The sequence below is a fragment of the Pseudomonas sp. GW821-FHT09A09 genome, assembly GCF_059418405.1.
Map to the genome: position 1 here is coordinate 25,574 of NZ_JBWKPU010000003.1, position 17,763 is coordinate 43,336.

Below are 17,763 nucleotides of genomic sequence, written 5' to 3' on the forward strand. Positions count from 1 at the left end.
CCCTTAGTGTTCTTGCGGAGTCGGCGCGGGGTCGTTCAACGGTGCGGCGTTGTTATCGATCTTCACCGGCGAGCCATTTTTAAGCTTCATCTGGCCGCTGGTGATCAACAGGTCGCCTTCCTTCACGCCCGACAGAATCGCCACCTGATCGCCCCGGGTCGGCCCGGTCTTGATAAAGGTCTGTTGCGCCGTGAGCACCTCTTCACCTTTGTCGTTCTTGCTCGACGTGGCGATGAACACGGTGGTGCCGTAAGGGTTATAGGTGACCGAGGTTTGCGGCACGGTGAGGTAGCGCTGCGGGCTACCCGCGTTCACCACGGCGCGGGCGAACATCCCAGGCACCAGGTGTTGCTTGGGGTTGTCGACGGTGGCTTCTACGGTGACGTTGCGTGTGGTGGCGTCGAACTGGGTGTCGATGGTGCTGACGCGGCCGCTGAACGTCTGGTTGGACAGCCCGTCGGCCGTGACCGACACGGCTTGGCCGATGGCGATGGCTTCCAGCTGGGTCTGCGGCACGCTGAAGTCGATGTAGATGGGATCAAACGTCTGCAACGTGGCGATCTTGTCGCCGGGGTTGAGGTACTGGCCGGGGTTGACCGCGGTAATGCCGATACGCCCGGCAAAGGGTGCGCGGATGGATTTTTTCTCCACCAGCGCCCGTTGTTGTTCGGCGGCGGCGAGCTTGGCTTTCAAGTCGGCGGTGTCGGTGTCGACCTGGGCCTGGGAGATGGCGTTGACCGCCAGTTGGGCCTTGTCACGCTTGAGCACGATCACGGCCAGGTCGGCGGTGGCTTCAAGGGAATGCAGCTGGGCAATGTCCGAGTCCGCATTTAGCTGCACCAGCAATGCCTGGGCGGCCACTTCCTGCCCGGGCTTGAAGCCGAGGGTACGCACGATGCCGCCGACTTCGGTGGTCACGTCCACACCGCGTACCGCTTTCATCGAACCCACGGCAGAGACGTTGGGCTGCCACTCTTCTAACGGCACGTGCAGAGCGGTCACAACGGCGGCGGGTAACGGCACTTTCGACTGGGCGATCAGCGCCGAAATCTGCACGTACTTCACCCCGGCAATGATCGCGACAATCACCAGCACCACCAGGATCATCAGCAGCATCGGCCGCCACAAGCGGCGCTTGCGCGGCGGGCCCGGTTCGTGGGGCAGGGCAGGGGCGGTGTTGACGTCAGCCATGGAAGGTTCTCACTGTTTCAATGATTCAGTTCAGTCGCGCCGCGTTCTTGGCCGGCATGATTTCTTGCCACGAGGGGAGGCCGAAACGGTCCGGTTTGCCGGCCGTGGCCGGGTCCACATCCGTGCGGTTCCACCAGCCGCCGCCCAGGGCCTGGAACAGCGCCGTGGTATCGCTGTAGCGCGCAGCCTGGGCCTTGACCCGAGCCAGCACGGTGTTCTGGTAGGTCTGCTGGGCGTTGAGCAGGTTGATGTAAGCCACGGCGCCGAGCTTGAACTGGGCTTGCACCAGGTCCAGGTTGGCCTGGGCGGAACGTTCGGCCACCACTTGCTGATTCAGCGCATCGGCGTCGGCGTCGAGTGCGCGCAGTGAGTTGGCCACGTCCTGGAATGCCGTGATCACCGTGCCGCGATAGCGTGCTGCCGACTCGTCATAGGCGGCCACGGCCGCGCGCTTCTGGTGCTCCAGCTTGCCCGCGTCGAAGATCGGCTGGGCGATGGCGCCGGCCAGGCTCCATACACCGGAGCCGGCAGAAAACAGTTTGGTCCCGCTGGCCACGGTCGACCCTATGGACCCGGTAATGCTGAACTGGGGCAACTGGTTGGCCACCGCTACGCCGATGTTGGCGCTGGCTTGATGCAGTTGCGCTTCGGCAGAGCGCACATCCGGCCGCTGGCCGACGATGGCCGAGGGCAGGCTCACGGGCAGTTCTTCCGGCAAGCGCAGGGACGCCAGGTTGAACGCCTCGCCACGGTCCTGGTTCGGAAACCGCCCCAGATAAGCCATCAACTGGTTGCGGGTTTGTGCCAGTTGCTTCTGCAAGGGCGGCAGCGTCGCACGGGTTTGGGCCAGGGCGGTCTGCTGGGTCAGCACGTCGCTGTCACCGATGGCGCCGAGTCGCCGCTGCGCCTGCAATAGATCGAGCTGGCCGCCTTGCAGCCGGATGATTTCTTCGGTGGCGGCGACTTGATCGCGTAGAGAGGCCAGGCTGATAGCGGTGTTGACCACGTTTGCGGTCAACGTCAGGTAGGTCGCCTCCAACTGGAAACGCTCGTACTCGGCTTGCGCCGTCGTACCTTCTATTTGCCGGCGAGTGCCACCGAATACGTCCGGAGCGTAGGACACGTTTAGTGACGCAGAACTGACCGTCAGGATGGGCGATTCTGGCAAGCCCGCCGTGACGCCGGAGACTTTCTCGCGGGTTTTCGAGGCATTCGCGGTGACAGAAGGAAACAGCGATGCCTGGTCGGCGTAGACCTGTTCGTTAGCCTGGCGCAACGCCGCTTGGGCCGCGCTCACATCCGGGTTGGCGCGCAGGGCTTCTTCTATCAAGGTGTTGAGCGTGGGCGAACGGAACAGCGTCCACCATTGGCCGGGAATATCCATGCCGGCCACCAGCCGCTGGGCAGCGCCGCCGGTGTTGATGTCGGACTTGGCGGTGCTGGTGAGTTTTTCGCGTTGGTAGTCGGCACCGGCAGGGACATCCGGTCGGGTGAAATCCGGCCCGACGGTGCACGCCGCCAGGGCGATGCACAGCAGGCTCAAGGGCGCCAGAAGGTGTGTCTGTCGGGAATTACCGACCGGTTTGGAGCTGGATGCACGCTGCCGGGGCTGCTCTTTCATGGTTGCTCTGATCGATCAGTTGGTTAACTGTTTCTTTGCAGCTGCATCAGCTCGACCCGGTGAAAAGAGCCCGGAATCGCTGGGTTTGAATCAGTGTAGGTGGTGCTTGGCGCTACGCAATGTGAGGGCCTGCGTCGGGATGACTGCCTAACGCCATAAAATGCATTTGGTGCATTTATAAAGAATTAGGTTATGCATTATAGGTATTTTACAGGCACTGGTTTGGCCGTCATTGTGACCGCCCTACAACAATGCCGAGACCGCGCACGCGGATCGACCTGAAGTGCCCGAAAGGGCATCTGGAGCGAACGTGCGTTACCTGACAAAACTGGCGACCGGGCTGACCGCCGCACTGCTGTGCCTGGCCGCGAACGCGCAAACGCTGGTGGTGGGTGACCAAAGTTATAACGCCCAGGCCGTGATGGAAGCGGCGGGGGTGTTGGATGACCTGCCGTACACCCTTGAGTGGAAGCAATTCACCGCCGGTTCTCCGGTGGCCGAAGCGCTCAATGCCGACAGCCTGGACATCGGCCTGCTGGGGGATGCGCCGGTGTTGTTCCTCGGCGCGTTGGGCGCGCCGATCAAGGTCATCGGCATTACCCGGCAAAACCTCGACGGCGTGGCCATCCTGGTGAAGAAAGATTCATCAATTCACAGCCTGGCGGACCTCGCCGGCAAGCGCGCTGCCGTCTGGAAAGGCTCCTGGAGCCAGCAATTGCTGCTGACCGCGCTCGCCAACGCTAACGTGCCGGTGGACTCGCTGGAACTGCGCTACCTCAGTGCACTGGACGCGTCCCATGCTCTGGAGGGCGGTTCGGTGGACGTAATTGCCACGTGGGAACCCTACGTCACACAGCAGGAACGGCAGGGCGCGCGCGTGTTGGCCACCGCCGAAGGCTTGATTCCCGCCCAGAGCTACATAGCCGCGAGCGCTAAAGCCGTGGACGCCAAACGCGCACCGATCAGCGACTTTCTGCTGCGCCTGAAAAAAGCCCGTGAGTGGGCTCGCCAGAACCCAGCCAACGGCGACGCCTATGCCGATGCCTGGGCCAAACGCACCCGCGCGGACGCCGACATTGCCCGCGCCTGGTTCGCTCGGGCACGCACCACGGTGGAACCGGTGACGGCCGAGTCGCCGCTGGAAGCGCAAAAGACCGTGGACTTTTTCGCCGGACAGGGCCTGGTCAAGTCGTACTCGGCAGCCAGCTTGTTCGATGACTCTTTCGCAGCGTCCCTGCAACCCGCCGTCGCCCAAAAGCAGCCCTGAACGCCTCAAGGAATCCTTCAGACATGAGCAAACGACAACTGAAACTCGGCGCCTTGACCATGGGCTGCGGCGGGCCAGGTCGCCACAACCTGTGGCTTGACCCGCAATTGCCGGCCGACGCCAGCGTCAACGTCGACTGGTACATCGACATTGCCCGCCAGGCCGAGGCGGCGCTGTTCGACCTGGTGTTCATCGTCGACAGCCAGTTCATCACACCCGGTTCGCCGTCCCATTACCTCAACCGCCTGGAACCGCTGACGCTGTTGTCGGCGCTGGCCGTGAGTACGCGGCATATCGGGTTGGTCGGCACCCTGACCACGTCCTATAACTCGCCGTATAACGTGGCCCGACGCCTGGCCTCCCTGGACCTGATCAGCAAAGGCCGCGCCGGCTGGAACGTGGTCACCAGCGGCGATGCCGGTACCGCAGGCAACTACAGCCGTGACGAACACTACGACTACGACACTCGCTATGGCCGCGCTGCCGAACACGTGCAGGTGGTGCAGGGGCTGTGGCACTCCTACGAGGACGATGCGTTCGTGCGCGACCGTGCCACCGGCCAATTCCTCGACCCGAGCAAACTGCACAGCCTGAACCATAAGGGCGAGCACTTTTCCGTGGTCGGCCCGTTGAACATCCAACGCTCACCCCAAGGCCAGCCGGTGATCTTTCAGGCGGGCGACTCCGAGCAAGGCCGCGACCTGGGCGCCGCCACCGCCGACGTGATTTTCACCCACGCCGCCAGCATCGAGCAGGGCCAGGCGTTCTATAAAGAGGTAAAGGGCAGGGCGGAGCAGCACGGTCGTGACCCCGAGCAACTATTGGTCATGCCCGGCGCTGAAGTCTACGTGGGCGACACCGACGCCCATGCACGGGAAATCGAGCAGCACTACCATCAAGCTGACCATAGCTTTGAGCTGGCGTTGAAGGAGTTCGGGCGTAATTTTGGCTGGCACGATTTCACGCAGTACGACCTGGAGGCGCCGTTTCCCCAGGAGAGCCTGGAAGCCGCACGCAGCAGCTTCTTCACAGCGGCCAAACGCATTGCTGATCAGGCGCGGGAGAAGGGATTCACCTTGCGCCAGGCCGTGGAATTTGGCCGGCAACTGCGCCCGGGGGCGTTTGTGGGCAGCGCGGATACTGTGGCGCAGAAAATGGCGGACTGGTTTGAAGCGCGGGCTGTGGATGGGTTCAACATCTACATCGGACACCCGGAGCAGTTCACGCGGTTTACCCGGGAGGTTGTACCGTTGCTGCAGGAGCGGGGGGTGTATCGCAGGGCGTATGAAGGGACGACGTTGCGCGAGAGTTTGGGGTTGGGGATTGAGAGGTTTGGGGCCTGAAGGTGTGACTCGTCAAGCTGCCCGGCAACAGGCAGCTTGATGCGAAGCGTGCTCAGCCTCTATTTGCCCTGATAGACCGGCGTTCTTCCTTCGGCCTCAGCCTTGCGCCCCTCCTGGAAATCCTCGGACTTGTACAGCGCTGCCCGTTGCGTATCCAACCCGGACAACGCCTCAGCTTGCACCGGGTCTATGACGCGGTGCGCAGTGACCAGCGAGGCTTTGATCCCTAAGGGTCCATTGGCGGCGATCTTGTTTGCAATCTCGATCGCCTTGTCGAGCGCTGACTGTGGATCGGGAATCTCCTGGACCGTGCCCATACGATAAGCCTCACGGGCCGTCCAATGATCGCCCGTCAAAATGTAGCGCATCGCGTTGCCCCAGCCGGCTTCGCGCACGAAGCGAACGGTGGAGCCACCGCCCGGGAAACGACCGTGGGTGTTTTCGTCCTGGCCGAAGTCGGTGTTGCTCGCGGCGACCCGTATGTCGGCAACCAGAAACAGCTCATGCGCCAGGTTCCAGGTGTCGCCGTGCACCGCCACGATCAAGGGTTTGGTGAGCAAAGGCATCTTCTTGCCGAGCGGGTCGATAAGCCCGTCACCGAGTGTGACGCCACCCGAGCTGGCGACGGCTTTGAAGCCTTCAACGTCTACGCCCTGGGAAAAGTTATCGCCGTATCCGAACAACACCGCGGCGCGCAGCGAAGGGTCATGGTCGTAATCGTAATAGGCCTTGGCGAGGGCCAGATACGCTTCCGGATCAAGCCTGTTCTGGATGTTGGGGCGGTTGATACCAATCAGGACGATCTTGCCGCGACGCTCGACGGTGATTTTGTGGGACGGGCTGACGGGAATATCGACCAGGGTGACTTCGCTGGAATGCGGCTTGGTGGTGTCGACCGACTGCGCATAAGCAGACCCTACAGACAGGGACAGTGCTGAGAAAACGAGGATCGTGCGGAATAGTCGTTGCATCGAGGGTTCCTTGTTGGCGGGGCTTTGGTGGGCGTCGAAGCAGGCAAGCTAAAGGGCGCCATGAACCGCCTGTAGTACGCAAACGGGACTAACGTTTATTCCGGGACGGAATGGGCGTGCCGTATCTTTTCCAGAAATTCGGTTAGAGTCCGTCAATGCCTTTATCAATCGTTGGTTAATGATGTTTATTTCTCTGGATGGGCCCAAGGGCACGGGTAAAACCACGCTGTTGGAAGCCGTTACCAAAGCCCTGAGGGCTGACGACAACAAGGTGATCCGGCTGTGCGAGCGAAATAACGATCCCAATAGAAGTGAAACAATGGCCCTGGTTAACACGCTCGCCAGGCACCCGGGTCGGGATTTGGAGTGGGCGGTGTGCGAGCGCTTCGCGGATAGTCGTGCGTGGATTTCTCGGCACGTGCTGCCCAGGCAGCCAGCAGGCAGTATCGTTTTGATTGACCGCTGGTATCCGTCGGATGCCGCCTTTCGCCGCAGCGTCCCAATGGAAGAGATCCTGCGCTTGAACATTGAGCGAAACGTGCGAGTGCCGGATCTGCATATCGGGGTGGTCACTGCCCCCGAGATCTCGTGGGCAAGGGCTGCCGCACGCGGGCGTGGGCTGGGCAGTACCGTGATCCATTCGCTGCAAGAACATGCCGCGTGCACCGCGGCATTCGAGCAAGCGGCTGCGGCGCATGGATGGGTTTTATGCCGTAATGAAGGGACGATCGAGGAGGCGACGAGGCAGGTGGTTGCTGAGATCTATCGCGTGTTGCGGTGATTGTTAGCTGAGAGGTGAGCCGGGATGGGTACCGGCCACTCTCGTCAAAGGACTGTCAGGCAATCGGGATCAATGGATCCGCCGCTGCCCACGCCGCTTCACGGTTGGCAGCCGGTGGGTAGATCCACACGGTATTGATTTGGGTCTTGAGCGATTTGCCTTCCTGGCGAGTCAACTTGACCTGGCGATCCCAACCCTCGGTGTACACCGCGCCCCAGCCGCCCAGGTCCAGGCAGGTCACGTACTTGGGCTGGCTGTAGGGTGTCGGATCCACCCCCAGAACCTGCGCGGCGACATTGTTGCCGGCGTAACGGCCCAGCATGATCGCGTGCTGGCAGGTCATCAACGCGTGGTTGCCCAGTGCATCGGTGGCGGCGTAAGCCACATCGCCGGTGGCGAAGACATCGGGTTGGCCGATGACTTTGAGGTTTGCGTCCACGTGCAGGCGCCCGAGCGCATCACGCTCACCGGGGATCTGTTCGGTCAGCGAGCTGGCGCGCACGCCGGTGGTCCAGATCACGGTACTGGCTTCCAGATGCTGGCCATTGTCCAGGGTGACGCCATTTTCATCGACGGCGACCACCGAGGATTTCAACTGCCATTTCACGCCCAACTCTTCGCTGGCCTCGGCGATCGACCGGCCGATTTCGGCGCCCATCGACGCGCCGATTGCTTCGCTGCGATCCACGATGATCACCTCGATATCGGCGTTTTCACCCAGGATGGCACGCAAACGTGCGGGCATTTCGGTTGCTGTTTCTATGCCGGTGAAGCCGCCGCCAGCCACGACTACGGTGTTACGGCCTTTGCTGTAGGGACGGTCTGCCAGGGCTTTGAGGTGGTTCTCCAGGCGTACGGCTTGCTCGATCTGGTCTACGGCAAAGGCGTGCTCCGCTACACCCGGCGTGCCCGGCATGGCGAGCCGGCTGCCGGTGGCCAGTACCAGCTTGTCGTAGTTGAGCACCTGCCGATTGCCGGAGGCATCGAGGTAGGCGACGTGTTTTTGTTCGACGTCGATGGTCTCGGCCGCGCCTTTGATGAAGGTCACGCCTACTGCCTCGAACAGTTCGCCAATCGGCGCGAACAGCTGGTGAGCATCCGGTTCGTAAAAACGCGGGCGGATGCGCAGCTCGGCTTGCGGGGCCAATACGGTTACGTCGACGTCATTGCGGTCATGAATGTCGAACAGGCGCGTCGCGCTCAATGCCGTCCACAGGCCGCCGAAACCCGCGCCAATAATCAGAATGTGCTGCTTCATTTTTTTACCTTTGGGGGTGAGGTGATGGGTGGCTTGATAACGGCGACTATATTTGTCGTAGTTAATTGGCGCAAGGCTATTTTTTGCGAGGCTGCGTTTTAACCGGTATGGGAAAAGTCTCGAAAGCCTTACGAAATGGGGCTCTCGGTATAGGTGTTTGGTGTCTGGATGACAGTGGTTTAACGCGTGGTGAGCTGGCTTGCTCCACAGTTTTCTGTTAGTTTGTGCGACTAATTAAGTCGGAGATTGGCATGTCTCTTTACAGCGCGGGCGTCGAATACGGCATTCATTGCCTGATTTTCCTGGTGGGCGATGGCGGCGAAAGCCGAGAGGCCAGCGTGCGCGATCTTGCAGAGTTGCAAGGCGTGCCCCTGGACTACCTCGGGAAGATTTTCACCAAGCTGGCCAAGGCCAACCTGGTCGTGGCCACCGAAGGCGTGCGCGGCGGCTTCAAGCTGTCCAGGCCGTCTGACGAAATCAGCCTGCTTGATATCGTCAACGCGATTGATGGCCAGAAACTCATCTTCAATTGCCGTGAAATTCGCGGGCGCTGCGCGTTGTTTGATGGCGCACCACCGGCTTGGGCGCTGGACGGCCACTGCTCAGTCCATGCGGCCATGATGACGGCGCAGAAGCGTATGGAAGATGCGCTGGCCCAACAGACCATTCTTGACCTTGCGAGGAAGGTTGGGCGTAAGTCGCCAGCGGAGTTTGCTGCCCAGGTTGGGGGGTGGATTAATGATCGCAGGGAGAAGAAGGGCGTTGCGCAGACTCCGGGTGATCAAGTGATTCAGGTGACTGATATTTCGGATTGATGAGGTTGGAGATGAAGACGATGTTTCAACCGAAAGTTAGTGACATTGGACAGATAGGGGCCGCTAGGGTCAGATACGTAATTTAACATAATATACATTATGCGTAATATCGTATTGCGTAATCAGAGGCAGTGCCCGTCAGATTTCAACAGGCAAAACCCCCATCTCCCTCAAACCTGAGCAAACCCACCATCAACAAACATTTCACTGCCCGTCATGAAGCTGCTCTCATCCGAAGCCAGGAACAACGCGGCCGCTGCGACTTCTTCCGGCTTGCCAATGCGGTTCAACGGAACCTGCGCGGTCATGTCGTCAATAATCGCTTCCTTCTGACCTGTGCCTGAAAGCGCGAGGTCCAGGCCTGGTGTCGAGATCGGACCTGGCGACAGCACGTTGACGCGGATGCCCGTGCCTTTCAGGTCCAATGCCCAGCTTCTGGCGAAATTCCGCAGCGCTGCTTTTGTCGCGCTGTACACACTGAACGCCGGTGTGCCCATGGTGCCTGTGGTCGATCCCGTCAGGATCACCGAGCTGCCGGCACTCATCAGTGGCAAGGCTTTTTGTACGGTGAACAGCGTGCCCTTGACGTTGATCCCGAACGTACGGTCAAACGATTCCTCCGTGATCGCGCCGATTGGCTGGAAATCCCCCAGGCCGGCGTTGGCGAACAACACGTCAACCCGGCCCTTGGCGGCTTTGACTTGAGTGAACACGCGATCAAGGTCGTCCAGTTTTGAAATGTCGCCTTGTATGGCGATGGCTTCAGGACCGATCAGCTGCAGCGCTTTGTCCAGTTCTTCCTGCCGGCGTCCTACAATGACGACTTGGGCGCCTTCAGCCGCAAAACGAACGGCGGTTGCCAGGCCGATGCCGCTGTTGCCACCGGTGATGACTGCGATTTTTCCGTTGAGCCTGCCCATGGTGAACTCCAAAGAATAAGGTTGAAGCCCAACTGTAGATCTGCGCTATTTTTTTGAATAGTATGCACCTTTTAGTAAGTACCCCCCTGTGGAGCCTTCTCGATCATGGCCAACAACTCATTTAACTGCGGGCTCGAAGCCGCCCTGGCGGTGATTGGCGGCAAATGGAAGCCCTTGGTGCTGTTCAACCTGGCGCAAAATGTTCATCGATATGGTGAATTACGACGCGCGATTGGCGGCGTGACCGATAAAGTGCTGATCCAGCAACTCAAGGAATTGGAGCGCGACGAGATCATCTCCCGCGTGGATTTCCAGGAAATACCGCCCAAGGTCGAGTATTCTCTGACACCTTTCGGGCATTCCCTGGCTACGGCGCTGGGGGCTTTGTGCCAATGGGGTACTGAGCATATGCAAACCGTTGAGCGTATCGCTGAGCGACGTACTGCCACCCTCTCCCAGTCTTGAATCCCCTGCCCTGATAGCCAACTCAACTAAATGACTATTTAGTTGAGTTAACGGCTGTGTCTCTCCACGGCGCTATCAACTTCACATCCGACACATCACTTTTTCTAGATGTCAGCCTACAAACATATGGATTTTTCCAAATGTTTGCGCCTTTTAAGCTCTCCTCACTCCTCCCCGTGATGGAGCACGCGTCGTCGGTACGCCCTGATCACAAGGGCGATCCTAAAAATAATGTGTCTGCCGACCCAAGGAATACCTATGTCCTCTCATTTGTCTGAACGGCAAAACGCCGATGAGCGCCTGTTGCACAGCCATGGCTATGACCAGCAACTGCATCGGGGGCTCTCGCTGTGGTCGTCGTTTTCCGTGGGGTTCGCCACGGTCTCCCCTGTGGTGGGCATCTATTCTGTGATGTCCCTGGGCGCGATGAATGCCGGCCCTGCCTGGGTCTGGATCGTGCCGCTGTGCCTGGCCCTGCAACTGTTGGTGGCGTTGGTGTATGCCGAGCTTGCTTCGCAATATCCCCTCGCAGGCGGTTGCTACCAGTGGGTCAAGCGCCTGGCAGGTGATCGTTGGGCCTGGTTCACCGGGTTCATGTACTTGGCGTCTGCGCTGGCGTCCCTGACCACGGTGGCCTACCTGGGTGGTTTCTGGTTGTGGTTGTTCTTTACCGGCGAGCCGCCTTCGGCCAATGCCCAGGTGTTCTGCGGTGCGATTTTGCTGTTGGTCGGCCTCGGCGTGAACCTGTTCGGGATCAACCCGCTCAAGTACTTCGTCAATGCCGGGATCGTCGCCGAGGCCATCGCTTCAATTGGCATTGGCGTGCTGTTGCTGTTGTTCTTTCGCAACCATTCGTTTTCTTTGTTGCTGGAAGGCATCACGTCTGGTCCGGCAAGCGAGGGCTCCTACGTGTCTGGTTTCCTGACGGCCATGGCCGTGGGCGGTTGGGCGTTCCTGGGGTTTGACGCCTGCTCCCAAGTCTCCGAAGAGACCGCCGATGCCCGCACCTCGACACCACGTGCGATCCTGCGTTCGATGATCCTGGTGGGCCTGACCGTCATGCTCACCGCCTTTGCCGTGACGCTGTCCTACACCAACACCGCCGCGATGGTGTCCGGCCAGGTCATCGACCCTGTCACACCGGCCGTGGTCGATGCCTTCGGTGCCTGGGCCGAACGTCCCTTCGTGGCGGTGGTGCTGGTGGCTTTTATCGCCTGTGTGGTGTCGGTTCAAACCTATATCGGTCGCGCCGTGTTCGGCATGGCCCGGGATGAAATCCTGCCGGGGTCGGCGCTGTTGCGCCGGGTTGACGCACGCAAGGTGCCCTTCGCCGCCATGGTGTTCAGCACGTTGTTTGCCAGCTTCGGCCTGGCCCTGGGCTTGAATGCCACCGCCGTCGGTACCTTGATCGCGTTCGGCAGTGGCGGCTTCTTCTTTGTCTTCCTGATCGTGGTGAGCTGCGCCCTGCTCGCCCGCCTCAACGGCACCTGGAAAGCCGAACCAGGCACCTTCAGCCTCGGTCGCTGGGGCATGCCGGTCAACGTCGCAGCGTTTATCTGGCTGGTGTTCGAAAGCATCAACGTCGCCTGGCCCCGGGCAGCGTTGGCGCCGCCCGATGCGCCGTGGTTCCAGGTCTGGGCAGTGATCCTGGTGTTTTCGGTACTCGCGGTGCTGGGCGTGATCTATCTGTTCTGGGCCAAGCCCAATCAACGCCTTGCCAGCCCTGCGCTGCGCACACATTAACTTGGACTCGGAGCTTCAGATGCCTACCCTTCATTATTGGAATTACCCCACGGACATCTTCTGCGGCCCTGGCGCACTGGAGGTCCTGGTACAACGCTGCCAGTTGCTGGACATGCGCAACCCCCTGCTGGTCACCGACCCTGGCATGCTGGCCCTGGAACCACTGGCGCTGCTCAAGGCTCAGTTGAGTCAGGCGGACATTCCCTTTGCGGTCTTCAGTGACATCCACAGCAACCCAACGATGTGCGACGCGGCCCGAGGCGTCTCAGCCTTCCAGGCCGGTGGCCATGACTCGTTGATCGCCCTGGGTGGCGGCAGTGCCATGGACGCAGCCAAGGGCATCAGCCTGGCCGCCGTCGACCGCCATGGCCTGGAGCGTTTCGAATGGTCCCAGGTGGTCAGCCGCTACCCAAGCCTGGCGGACTTTCCCCGGCTTGGCCTGCCCAGGCTGATCGCACTGCCTACCACCGCCGGCACCGGCTCTGAACTGGGCCGCGAAGCCGTGCTGACCTTGAGCGAGCACACCATCAAACAGGTGATCAGCCATCCCGAGTTGTTGCCAGCCACCGTCATCCTCGACCCGGTGCTCACCCGTGGCCTGCCGCCGGCACTCACGGCCGCCACCGGGATGGACGCCCTCACTCACCACATCGAGGCCTTTTGCTCGCCGCTGTACCACCCGATGTCGTCCGGTGTTGCCGTCGAAGGCGTGCGCCTGGTGCAACAGCACCTGCTCGCGGCCCATGCCGATGGCCAAGACCTGGTTGCACGCGAAGGCATGCTGGTGGCATCCGCCATGGCTGCCGTGGCCTTCCAGAAAGGCCTGGGCGGCGTGCATGCCCTCGCCCACCCGCTCGGCGCGCGGTTTCATAAGCACCATGGTCTGTTGAATGCGATCCTGCTGCCTTACGTGCTGGTCGCCAACCGCGAGGCCATCAGCACCGACATCGCCCGACTGGCCCGTTACCTGGAGTTGCCGCAGCCTGATTTCGAAGGCTTCGTGGCATGGGTGCTGGACTTGCGCAAACGCCTGGGCATTCCCCATACATTGGGCGAAATCGGCCTGGACGCCGACGTCGCCGAGTGGGTCGGTGCACAAGCCCTGGCAGACACTTCGTCCTCGGACACCAATGCCCGTCCTCTCGATGCGCAGGCCTACAGCCAGGTCTATCGCCACGCGGTCTACGGCGAACTACCCGCGGTGTTCCTGCAGTAAATCCTCGATAAACGCCCGCACGGCCTCGCTTTGCGGGTGCCCCACGTGGGTGATCATGCTGTGTTGCACAGCGTAATGCAGGGTATCGGGGTGCAGCGCACGCATATGCCCACTGGCGATCCACGGGGCGGCGTAATGGGCTGGCAGGTAACCCAGGTGTGTCCCGGCCATCACGCCATGAGCCACGGCTTCCATATGGTACGCGGTGGCGGACGCGCGCTTGGGCACCACCGGCAGCACCTGTTCGGCGGGCAGAAAACCGTGCTTGATCCAGTCACACGCCTCCAACTGTTCAAGGCTGGGGGCCGCGACGCTGAACAGCGGGTGCTTGCTCCCACAGAAGATCCCGATGGCTTCGCTATACAGCGGTTGATAGGCCAAGGTGGGCAGCGGCCGACTGAAGTAGGAGATGGCCATGTCCAACTGCCCATCGATCACCGCCAGTTCCAGCTCCGTGGGCGAGTTGACGAAAATATGCAGGTGCATGTCGTGCTCGCGCTGGTAAAAGCGCGCGATGGCCGCATCGATGCGCGCCGTGGGCAAAGTGGCGATATTATCGGCCAAACCCAGGTACAGGTCTCCCACCAGGCGCCCGGCCAAGTCTTGGGCCTCGTCACGAAACGCATCCACCGCACCGAACAAGGCGGTTGACGCCTTGAGGATGCGTTGGCCTTTTTCCGTCAGGCGGAACCCACCCTTGCCACGCTCGCAAATCCGATAACCCAGGCGCTTTTCCAGCCCGGAAATATGCGTGCTGATGTTCGACTGGCTCATGTTCAGTTCGGCCTGGGCCGCCGTGAACCCGCCGCATCGGACCACCACGGCAAAAATGCGCAGCAGCCGCAGATCCATGTCCGTCACGTTTCTGAGCACTGCAATGTCCCGGCTGGCGGCAAATGAAGGGGCCCATTCAACGTCAGGGGCGCACCCACGTCAATGGCGCTTGTATGCACCCGGTACGCCCCCTAAGCTGGCACTCTTTTTTGTCGCCCTGCCCCGGATATCCCATGTCTCGAAGCATCGCCCACCTCGCCCTGCTCCTGGGGTTGATCACCGCCATCGGCCCCTTCGCCATCGACAGCTACCTCCCCGCCCTGCCCACCCTGGGCGCCAGCCTGCAGGCTTCGCCGGCCGCCGTGCAGATGAGCCTGACGGTGTTCTTCATGGTCATCGGCGTGTGCCAATTGTTCTACGGGCCGATCAGTGATGTGTTCGGGCGCAAGCTGCCGATTTATGCGGGGCTGGTGATTTTTGCCGTGGCCAGTGTCGGCTGCGCATTGGCACCCAACATTGAAGTGCTGATCGGTTTCCGCGCCCTGCAGGCCTTCGGCGCGTGTGCCGGGATGGTGATTCCCCGGGCGATTGTGCGCGACCTGTACACCGGCCATGAAGCCGCGCGCCTCATGGCGTTGTTGATGCTGGTAATGAGCGTGTCTCCGATCCTCGCGCCGTTGGCCGGCAGTGTGGTGATTTCGCTGTGGAGTTGGCGTGAAGTGTTTGTGGCACTGGCTGTGGTGGCGGTGCTGTGTTTGGTCATGACCGCCGTGCAGTTGCCCGAAACCCATCCGGCCGAGCGGCGCCTGGGCAAGACCCTCGGCACGGCCATCGGCAGCTACGGCGCCTTGCTGCGCGACCCGGTGTTTATCGGGCTGGCGGTAGTCAGCGGGTTTGGCCTGGCCACTTTCTTTGTGTTCATCGGCAGTGCGCCGTTCGTGTACATCGAATACTACGGCCTCACGCCCACCCAGTTCAGCCTGTGCTTCGCCCTCAACGCCGCGTCGTTCTTTGCCATGAGCCAACTCACGGCGCGCCTGAGTGCGCGCTTTGGCCTGGCGCGGGTGATCCGCAGCTCGGTGATGGCCGTGGCGGCGGTGATGGCGGTGTTGGCTGTCACCCTGGTGTGGGGCAACAGCCTGGCCGTGATGATGACCCTGCTGTTTATCGGCTTCGGTTTTCTCGGCCTGCTGTTGCCGGCGGCCGGTGTGTTGTCCCTGGAAGATCACGGTGCCGTGGCCGGTTCGGCATCGGCCCTGCTGGGCGCGATCCAGATGATCACCGCGGCCGCGTCCATGACGCTGGTCGGCGTGTTTGCCGACCACACCCCGGCACCGATGGTGGTGGGCATTGCGCTGTGTGCCCTCGCGGCGATGCTGGTTACGCTGTGGACCTTGCGCCGTCTGCCAGCGCATCTGGCGTCCAATGCCCCGCACGTACCGCCAGCCAAGTGAGAAACACCTGGGCCGGCATGGGCCGGGCGATTACGTAACCCTGGACTTCATGGCAACCGAAGCTGGCCAGCAGCGTGCACACCTGCCGGTCTTCGACCCCTTCGGCCACCAGCCGCAGGTTCATGATCAGGCCCAATTGAATAATGGCCCGCACGATTTCCTGTTGCTCGGGCTGGTGCAACTGGGTGATGAACGATCGATCGATCTTCAACTCGTCCACCGGTAGCCGTGACAAGTAAGCCAGCGATGAATAGCCGGTGCCAAAGTCGTCAATCGCCAGCGAGAACCCCAACTGGCGCAACTGGGTCAGCGTCACCAGCGCTTGCTCAGGGTTGCGCATGGCACTGGACTCGGTGATCTCCAGGCACAACTGCGCCGCATCGGCGCCGGTCTGGGCCAGCAAGGCCTCAGCCTGGGCGGGGAACGTCGGCGACTCCAAATCCTGCACACTCAAGTTGACGCTGATGCGCAGGTCACACGCCCGGCTCAACTGCATGCACTCGCGCAACAGCCACAGGCTCAGGGCGCAGATCCGACCGTTGTCCTCGATGATCGGCAAGAACACCCCCGGCGCAATCAGGCCCAGGCGTGGGTGCTCCCAGCGCACCAACGCTTCCGCTGCGCCGATATGGCCATCACTCAAACGCGCCTTGGGCTGCAGGAACACGCGCAATTCACCGGCCTCGATGGCCTGGTCGAAATCGTCCAGCAACGCCATCGACTGCAGGCGCCGTTGTTCCAGTTCCGGGTCATAGAACACATGGCTCACCGCCTGGTTGCGGGCGGCATCCAGCGCCACCTCGGCGTAACACAGCAAGTCCTGCACACTGCGCCCGTGGATCGGGTAGCGCGCCAGCCCCAGGCGCGCCTTGACCATCACCGCGTGCTGGCCGCCAAGCCGGAACGGTTTGTCCAAGGTGCGTGCCAGCCGCGCCAGGCAGATGTCCTGGTCGCAGCGCAGCAGCAGGGCAAAGCCGTCCGACGGCAGCCGCGCCAGCAACTCCCCCTCCCCCAGCACCGCCGCCAGCCGTCTTGCCACGCCTTGCAGCAGCAGGTTGCCATCGCCGTAGCCGTAGAGCGCATTGATGCGCTTGACGTCGCAGATGTCGAAAATCGCCACGGTCAGCCCCGACAACGGCCGATGGCCAGCGGCGATAGCCCGGTTGACGTCCATGATGAACCGCGTGCGGTTGGGCAGCCCGGTCAGCGGGTCTTCAAACGCCAGCTCGGAGATGCGCAACTCGCGGCTGGCAATCACCAGCAAACCCAGCACAAAGGTGGTCAGGCCAATGCCGAGGAACAGCAGCAGGCACGCCCGGCGTTCGGCCTTGATTGCCTCAAGGCTGACGTCCGCGCCCAGCACCAACTGGCTGCCGTGTGGGCCTCTGATGGGCAGGAACAGCGAGCGAAAATCGCCGAACTGGTCGCTGTATTCCACAAACTGGCTGCGGCGCTGTGCAAACACCTGGTCAAGTTCCGGCGGCGCGCTGTCATAGCGGCTCAGGTGTTGGCCGTAGCGCCCGCTGGCGATCTCGGCGGCATTCGCCGAATCCATCACGAACAGCGTGTGGCCCTCGCGCTGGGTGAGCACGTAGATGGAATCCACCCCGGCTTTTTTGGCGTAGCCGTCCAGGCGCTGCAACATCGCCTGGTAGCGAGGTTCATCGAAAGGTCCTTCACCCAGCAGTTCGCCCAAGTAGTCATCGCCGATCACCACTGGCAGCGCCTGCACAATGGCGCTCAGGCGCGTGCCCAGCAGCGCGTCATCGGCCGCCGCCTTGAAGCGGTAACCGCTGACGGTAAACAACAGGGTCACCAGCAAGTGAATCAGCACAAAACTGAGGGACACCTTGCCCAGCCGGGACAAGGCACGCAGCCGATGCCTGCGCACGGGTGCATCGTCGGGCAACAGCCAACTGAGGTGTTCGAGCGCCTCTGCCATGG

At 61.6% G+C, this 17,763-nt stretch carries 15 protein-coding genes; 8 read left to right on the plus strand and 7 right to left on the minus strand.

The genetic code is table 11. From position 1 onward, the window contains the following. Positions 1 to 3: 3 nt before the first annotated feature. A complete protein-coding gene (locus AC07OV_RS03030) occupies positions 4 to 1,116 on the minus strand; it encodes an efflux RND transporter periplasmic adaptor subunit (protein WP_495091673.1) in 1,113 nt (370 codons plus the stop codon). 100 nt (positions 1,117 to 1,216) lie between these two features. Further along, entirely contained in the window at positions 1,217 to 2,812 is a 1,596-nt protein-coding gene (locus AC07OV_RS03035; RefSeq protein ID WP_495091508.1) for an efflux transporter outer membrane subunit, read from the minus strand. 310 nt (positions 2,813 to 3,122) lie between these two features. On the opposite strand from AC07OV_RS03035, the gene AC07OV_RS03040 reads away from it, so the two are divergent. Then, positions 3,123 to 4,079, plus strand: coding sequence for an ABC transporter substrate-binding protein (locus AC07OV_RS03040; protein WP_495091509.1), 957 nt, complete (start codon positions 3,123 to 3,125; stop codon positions 4,077 to 4,079). Positions 4,080 to 4,102: 23 nt separating this feature from the next. After that, positions 4,103 to 5,422: an LLM class flavin-dependent oxidoreductase gene (locus tag AC07OV_RS03045; protein ID WP_495091510.1), complete on the plus strand. Its 1,320-nt coding sequence runs from the start codon at positions 4,103 to 4,105 to the stop codon at positions 5,420 to 5,422. Positions 5,423 to 5,481: 59 nt separating this feature from the next. On the opposite strand, the gene AC07OV_RS03050 is transcribed toward AC07OV_RS03045, so the two are convergent. Then, on the minus strand, positions 5,482 to 6,393 hold the full coding sequence (locus tag AC07OV_RS03050; protein ID WP_495091511.1) for an enoyl-CoA hydratase-related protein: 912 nt from the start codon (positions 6,391 to 6,393) through the stop codon (positions 5,482 to 5,484). Positions 6,394 to 6,571: 178 nt separating this feature from the next. Here AC07OV_RS03050 and AC07OV_RS03055 point away from each other — a divergent pair, with 178 nt between their 5' ends. Further along, complete coding sequence (locus AC07OV_RS03055; protein ID WP_495091512.1) at positions 6,572 to 7,174, plus strand: dTMP kinase; 603 nt, start codon at positions 6,572 to 6,574, stop codon at positions 7,172 to 7,174. Positions 7,175 to 7,229: 55 nt separating this feature from the next. Here AC07OV_RS03055 and AC07OV_RS03060 read toward each other — a convergent pair whose 3' ends face one another. Further along, entirely contained in the window at positions 7,230 to 8,432 is a 1,203-nt protein-coding gene (locus AC07OV_RS03060; RefSeq protein ID WP_495091513.1) for an NAD(P)/FAD-dependent oxidoreductase, read from the minus strand. Between the two features lie 251 nt (positions 8,433 to 8,683). Between AC07OV_RS03060 and AC07OV_RS03065 the strand changes: the two genes are divergently transcribed. After that, positions 8,684 to 9,247, plus strand: coding sequence for an RrF2 family transcriptional regulator (locus AC07OV_RS03065; RefSeq protein WP_495091514.1), 564 nt, complete (start codon positions 8,684 to 8,686; stop codon positions 9,245 to 9,247). Between the two features lie 170 nt (positions 9,248 to 9,417). Here AC07OV_RS03065 and AC07OV_RS03070 read toward each other — a convergent pair whose 3' ends face one another. After that, positions 9,418 to 10,167: an SDR family NAD(P)-dependent oxidoreductase gene (locus tag AC07OV_RS03070; protein WP_494996011.1), complete on the minus strand. Its 750-nt coding sequence runs from the start codon at positions 10,165 to 10,167 to the stop codon at positions 9,418 to 9,420. A 105-nt stretch (positions 10,168 to 10,272) separates the two neighbouring features. Between AC07OV_RS03070 and AC07OV_RS03075 the strand changes: the two genes are divergently transcribed. From AC07OV_RS03075 to AC07OV_RS03085, 3 genes are all read left to right on the plus strand, one after another. Next, positions 10,273 to 10,632 (plus strand): winged helix-turn-helix transcriptional regulator, encoded by a 360-nt coding sequence (locus AC07OV_RS03075; protein ID WP_176996118.1) that lies wholly within the window; start codon positions 10,273 to 10,275, stop codon positions 10,630 to 10,632. Between the two features lie 258 nt (positions 10,633 to 10,890). Continuing rightward, the gene (locus AC07OV_RS03080; RefSeq protein ID WP_494995774.1) at positions 10,891 to 12,375 is read left to right on the plus strand and encodes an APC family permease; all 1,485 of its coding nucleotides are present in this window, start codon (positions 10,891 to 10,893) and stop codon (positions 12,373 to 12,375) included. A gap of 19 nt (positions 12,376 to 12,394) precedes the next feature. Next, a complete protein-coding gene (locus tag AC07OV_RS03085; protein WP_495091515.1) occupies positions 12,395 to 13,591 on the plus strand; it encodes an iron-containing alcohol dehydrogenase in 1,197 nt (398 codons plus the stop codon). Here AC07OV_RS03085 and AC07OV_RS03090 read toward each other — a convergent pair. Then, entirely contained in the window at positions 13,568 to 14,464 is an 897-nt protein-coding gene (locus AC07OV_RS03090) for a LysR family transcriptional regulator (RefSeq protein WP_494995776.1), read from the minus strand. The two genes, AC07OV_RS03085 and AC07OV_RS03090, sit on opposite strands and share 24 nt — an antisense overlap. A 134-nt stretch (positions 14,465 to 14,598) precedes the next feature. Between AC07OV_RS03090 and AC07OV_RS03095 the strand changes: the two genes are divergently transcribed. After that, positions 14,599 to 15,819, plus strand: a complete 1,221-nt coding sequence (locus AC07OV_RS03095) for a multidrug effflux MFS transporter (RefSeq protein WP_176996109.1) — start codon at positions 14,599 to 14,601, stop codon at positions 15,817 to 15,819. Here the strand turns inward: AC07OV_RS03095 and AC07OV_RS03100 are convergent. Continuing rightward, positions 15,746 to 17,761: a putative bifunctional diguanylate cyclase/phosphodiesterase gene (locus tag AC07OV_RS03100; protein WP_495091516.1), complete on the minus strand. Its 2,016-nt coding sequence runs from the start codon at positions 17,759 to 17,761 to the stop codon at positions 15,746 to 15,748. The genes AC07OV_RS03095 and AC07OV_RS03100 overlap by 74 nt on opposite strands. Positions 17,762 to 17,763 lie beyond the last annotated feature (2 nt).

What these genes read in the sequence shown, in the direction of transcription:
- AC07OV_RS03030 (WP_495091673.1), bottom strand. Translation starts at nt 1,116, where the DNA reads ATGCTGCTGATGATCCTGGTGGTGCTGGTGATTGTCGCGATCATTGCC.
- AC07OV_RS03035 (WP_495091508.1), bottom strand. Translation starts at nt 2,812, where the DNA reads ATGAAAGAGCAGCCCCGGCAGCGTGCATCCAGCTCCAAACCGGTCGGT.
- AC07OV_RS03045 (WP_495091510.1), top strand. Translation starts at nt 4,103, where the DNA reads ATGAGCAAACGACAACTGAAACTCGGCGCCTTGACCATGGGCTGCGGC.
- AC07OV_RS03050 (WP_495091511.1), bottom strand. Translation starts at nt 6,393, where the DNA reads ATGCAACGACTATTCCGCACGATCCTCGTTTTCTCAGCACTGTCCCTG.
- AC07OV_RS03055 (WP_495091512.1), top strand. Translation starts at nt 6,572, where the DNA reads ATGATGTTTATTTCTCTGGATGGGCCCAAGGGCACGGGTAAAACCACG.
- AC07OV_RS03060 (WP_495091513.1), bottom strand. Translation starts at nt 8,432, where the DNA reads ATGAAGCAGCACATTCTGATTATTGGCGCGGGTTTCGGCGGCCTGTGG.
- AC07OV_RS03065 (WP_495091514.1), top strand. Translation starts at nt 8,684, where the DNA reads ATGTCTCTTTACAGCGCGGGCGTCGAATACGGCATTCATTGCCTGATT.
- AC07OV_RS03070 (WP_494996011.1), bottom strand. Translation starts at nt 10,167, where the DNA reads ATGGGCAGGCTCAACGGAAAAATCGCAGTCATCACCGGTGGCAACAGC.
- AC07OV_RS03075 (WP_176996118.1), top strand. Translation starts at nt 10,273, where the DNA reads ATGGCCAACAACTCATTTAACTGCGGGCTCGAAGCCGCCCTGGCGGTG.
- AC07OV_RS03080 (WP_494995774.1), top strand. Translation starts at nt 10,891, where the DNA reads ATGTCCTCTCATTTGTCTGAACGGCAAAACGCCGATGAGCGCCTGTTG.
- AC07OV_RS03085 (WP_495091515.1), top strand. Translation starts at nt 12,395, where the DNA reads ATGCCTACCCTTCATTATTGGAATTACCCCACGGACATCTTCTGCGGC.
- AC07OV_RS03095 (WP_176996109.1), top strand. Translation starts at nt 14,599, where the DNA reads ATGTCTCGAAGCATCGCCCACCTCGCCCTGCTCCTGGGGTTGATCACC.
- AC07OV_RS03100 (WP_495091516.1), bottom strand. Translation starts at nt 17,761, where the DNA reads ATGGCAGAGGCGCTCGAACACCTCAGTTGGCTGTTGCCCGACGATGCA.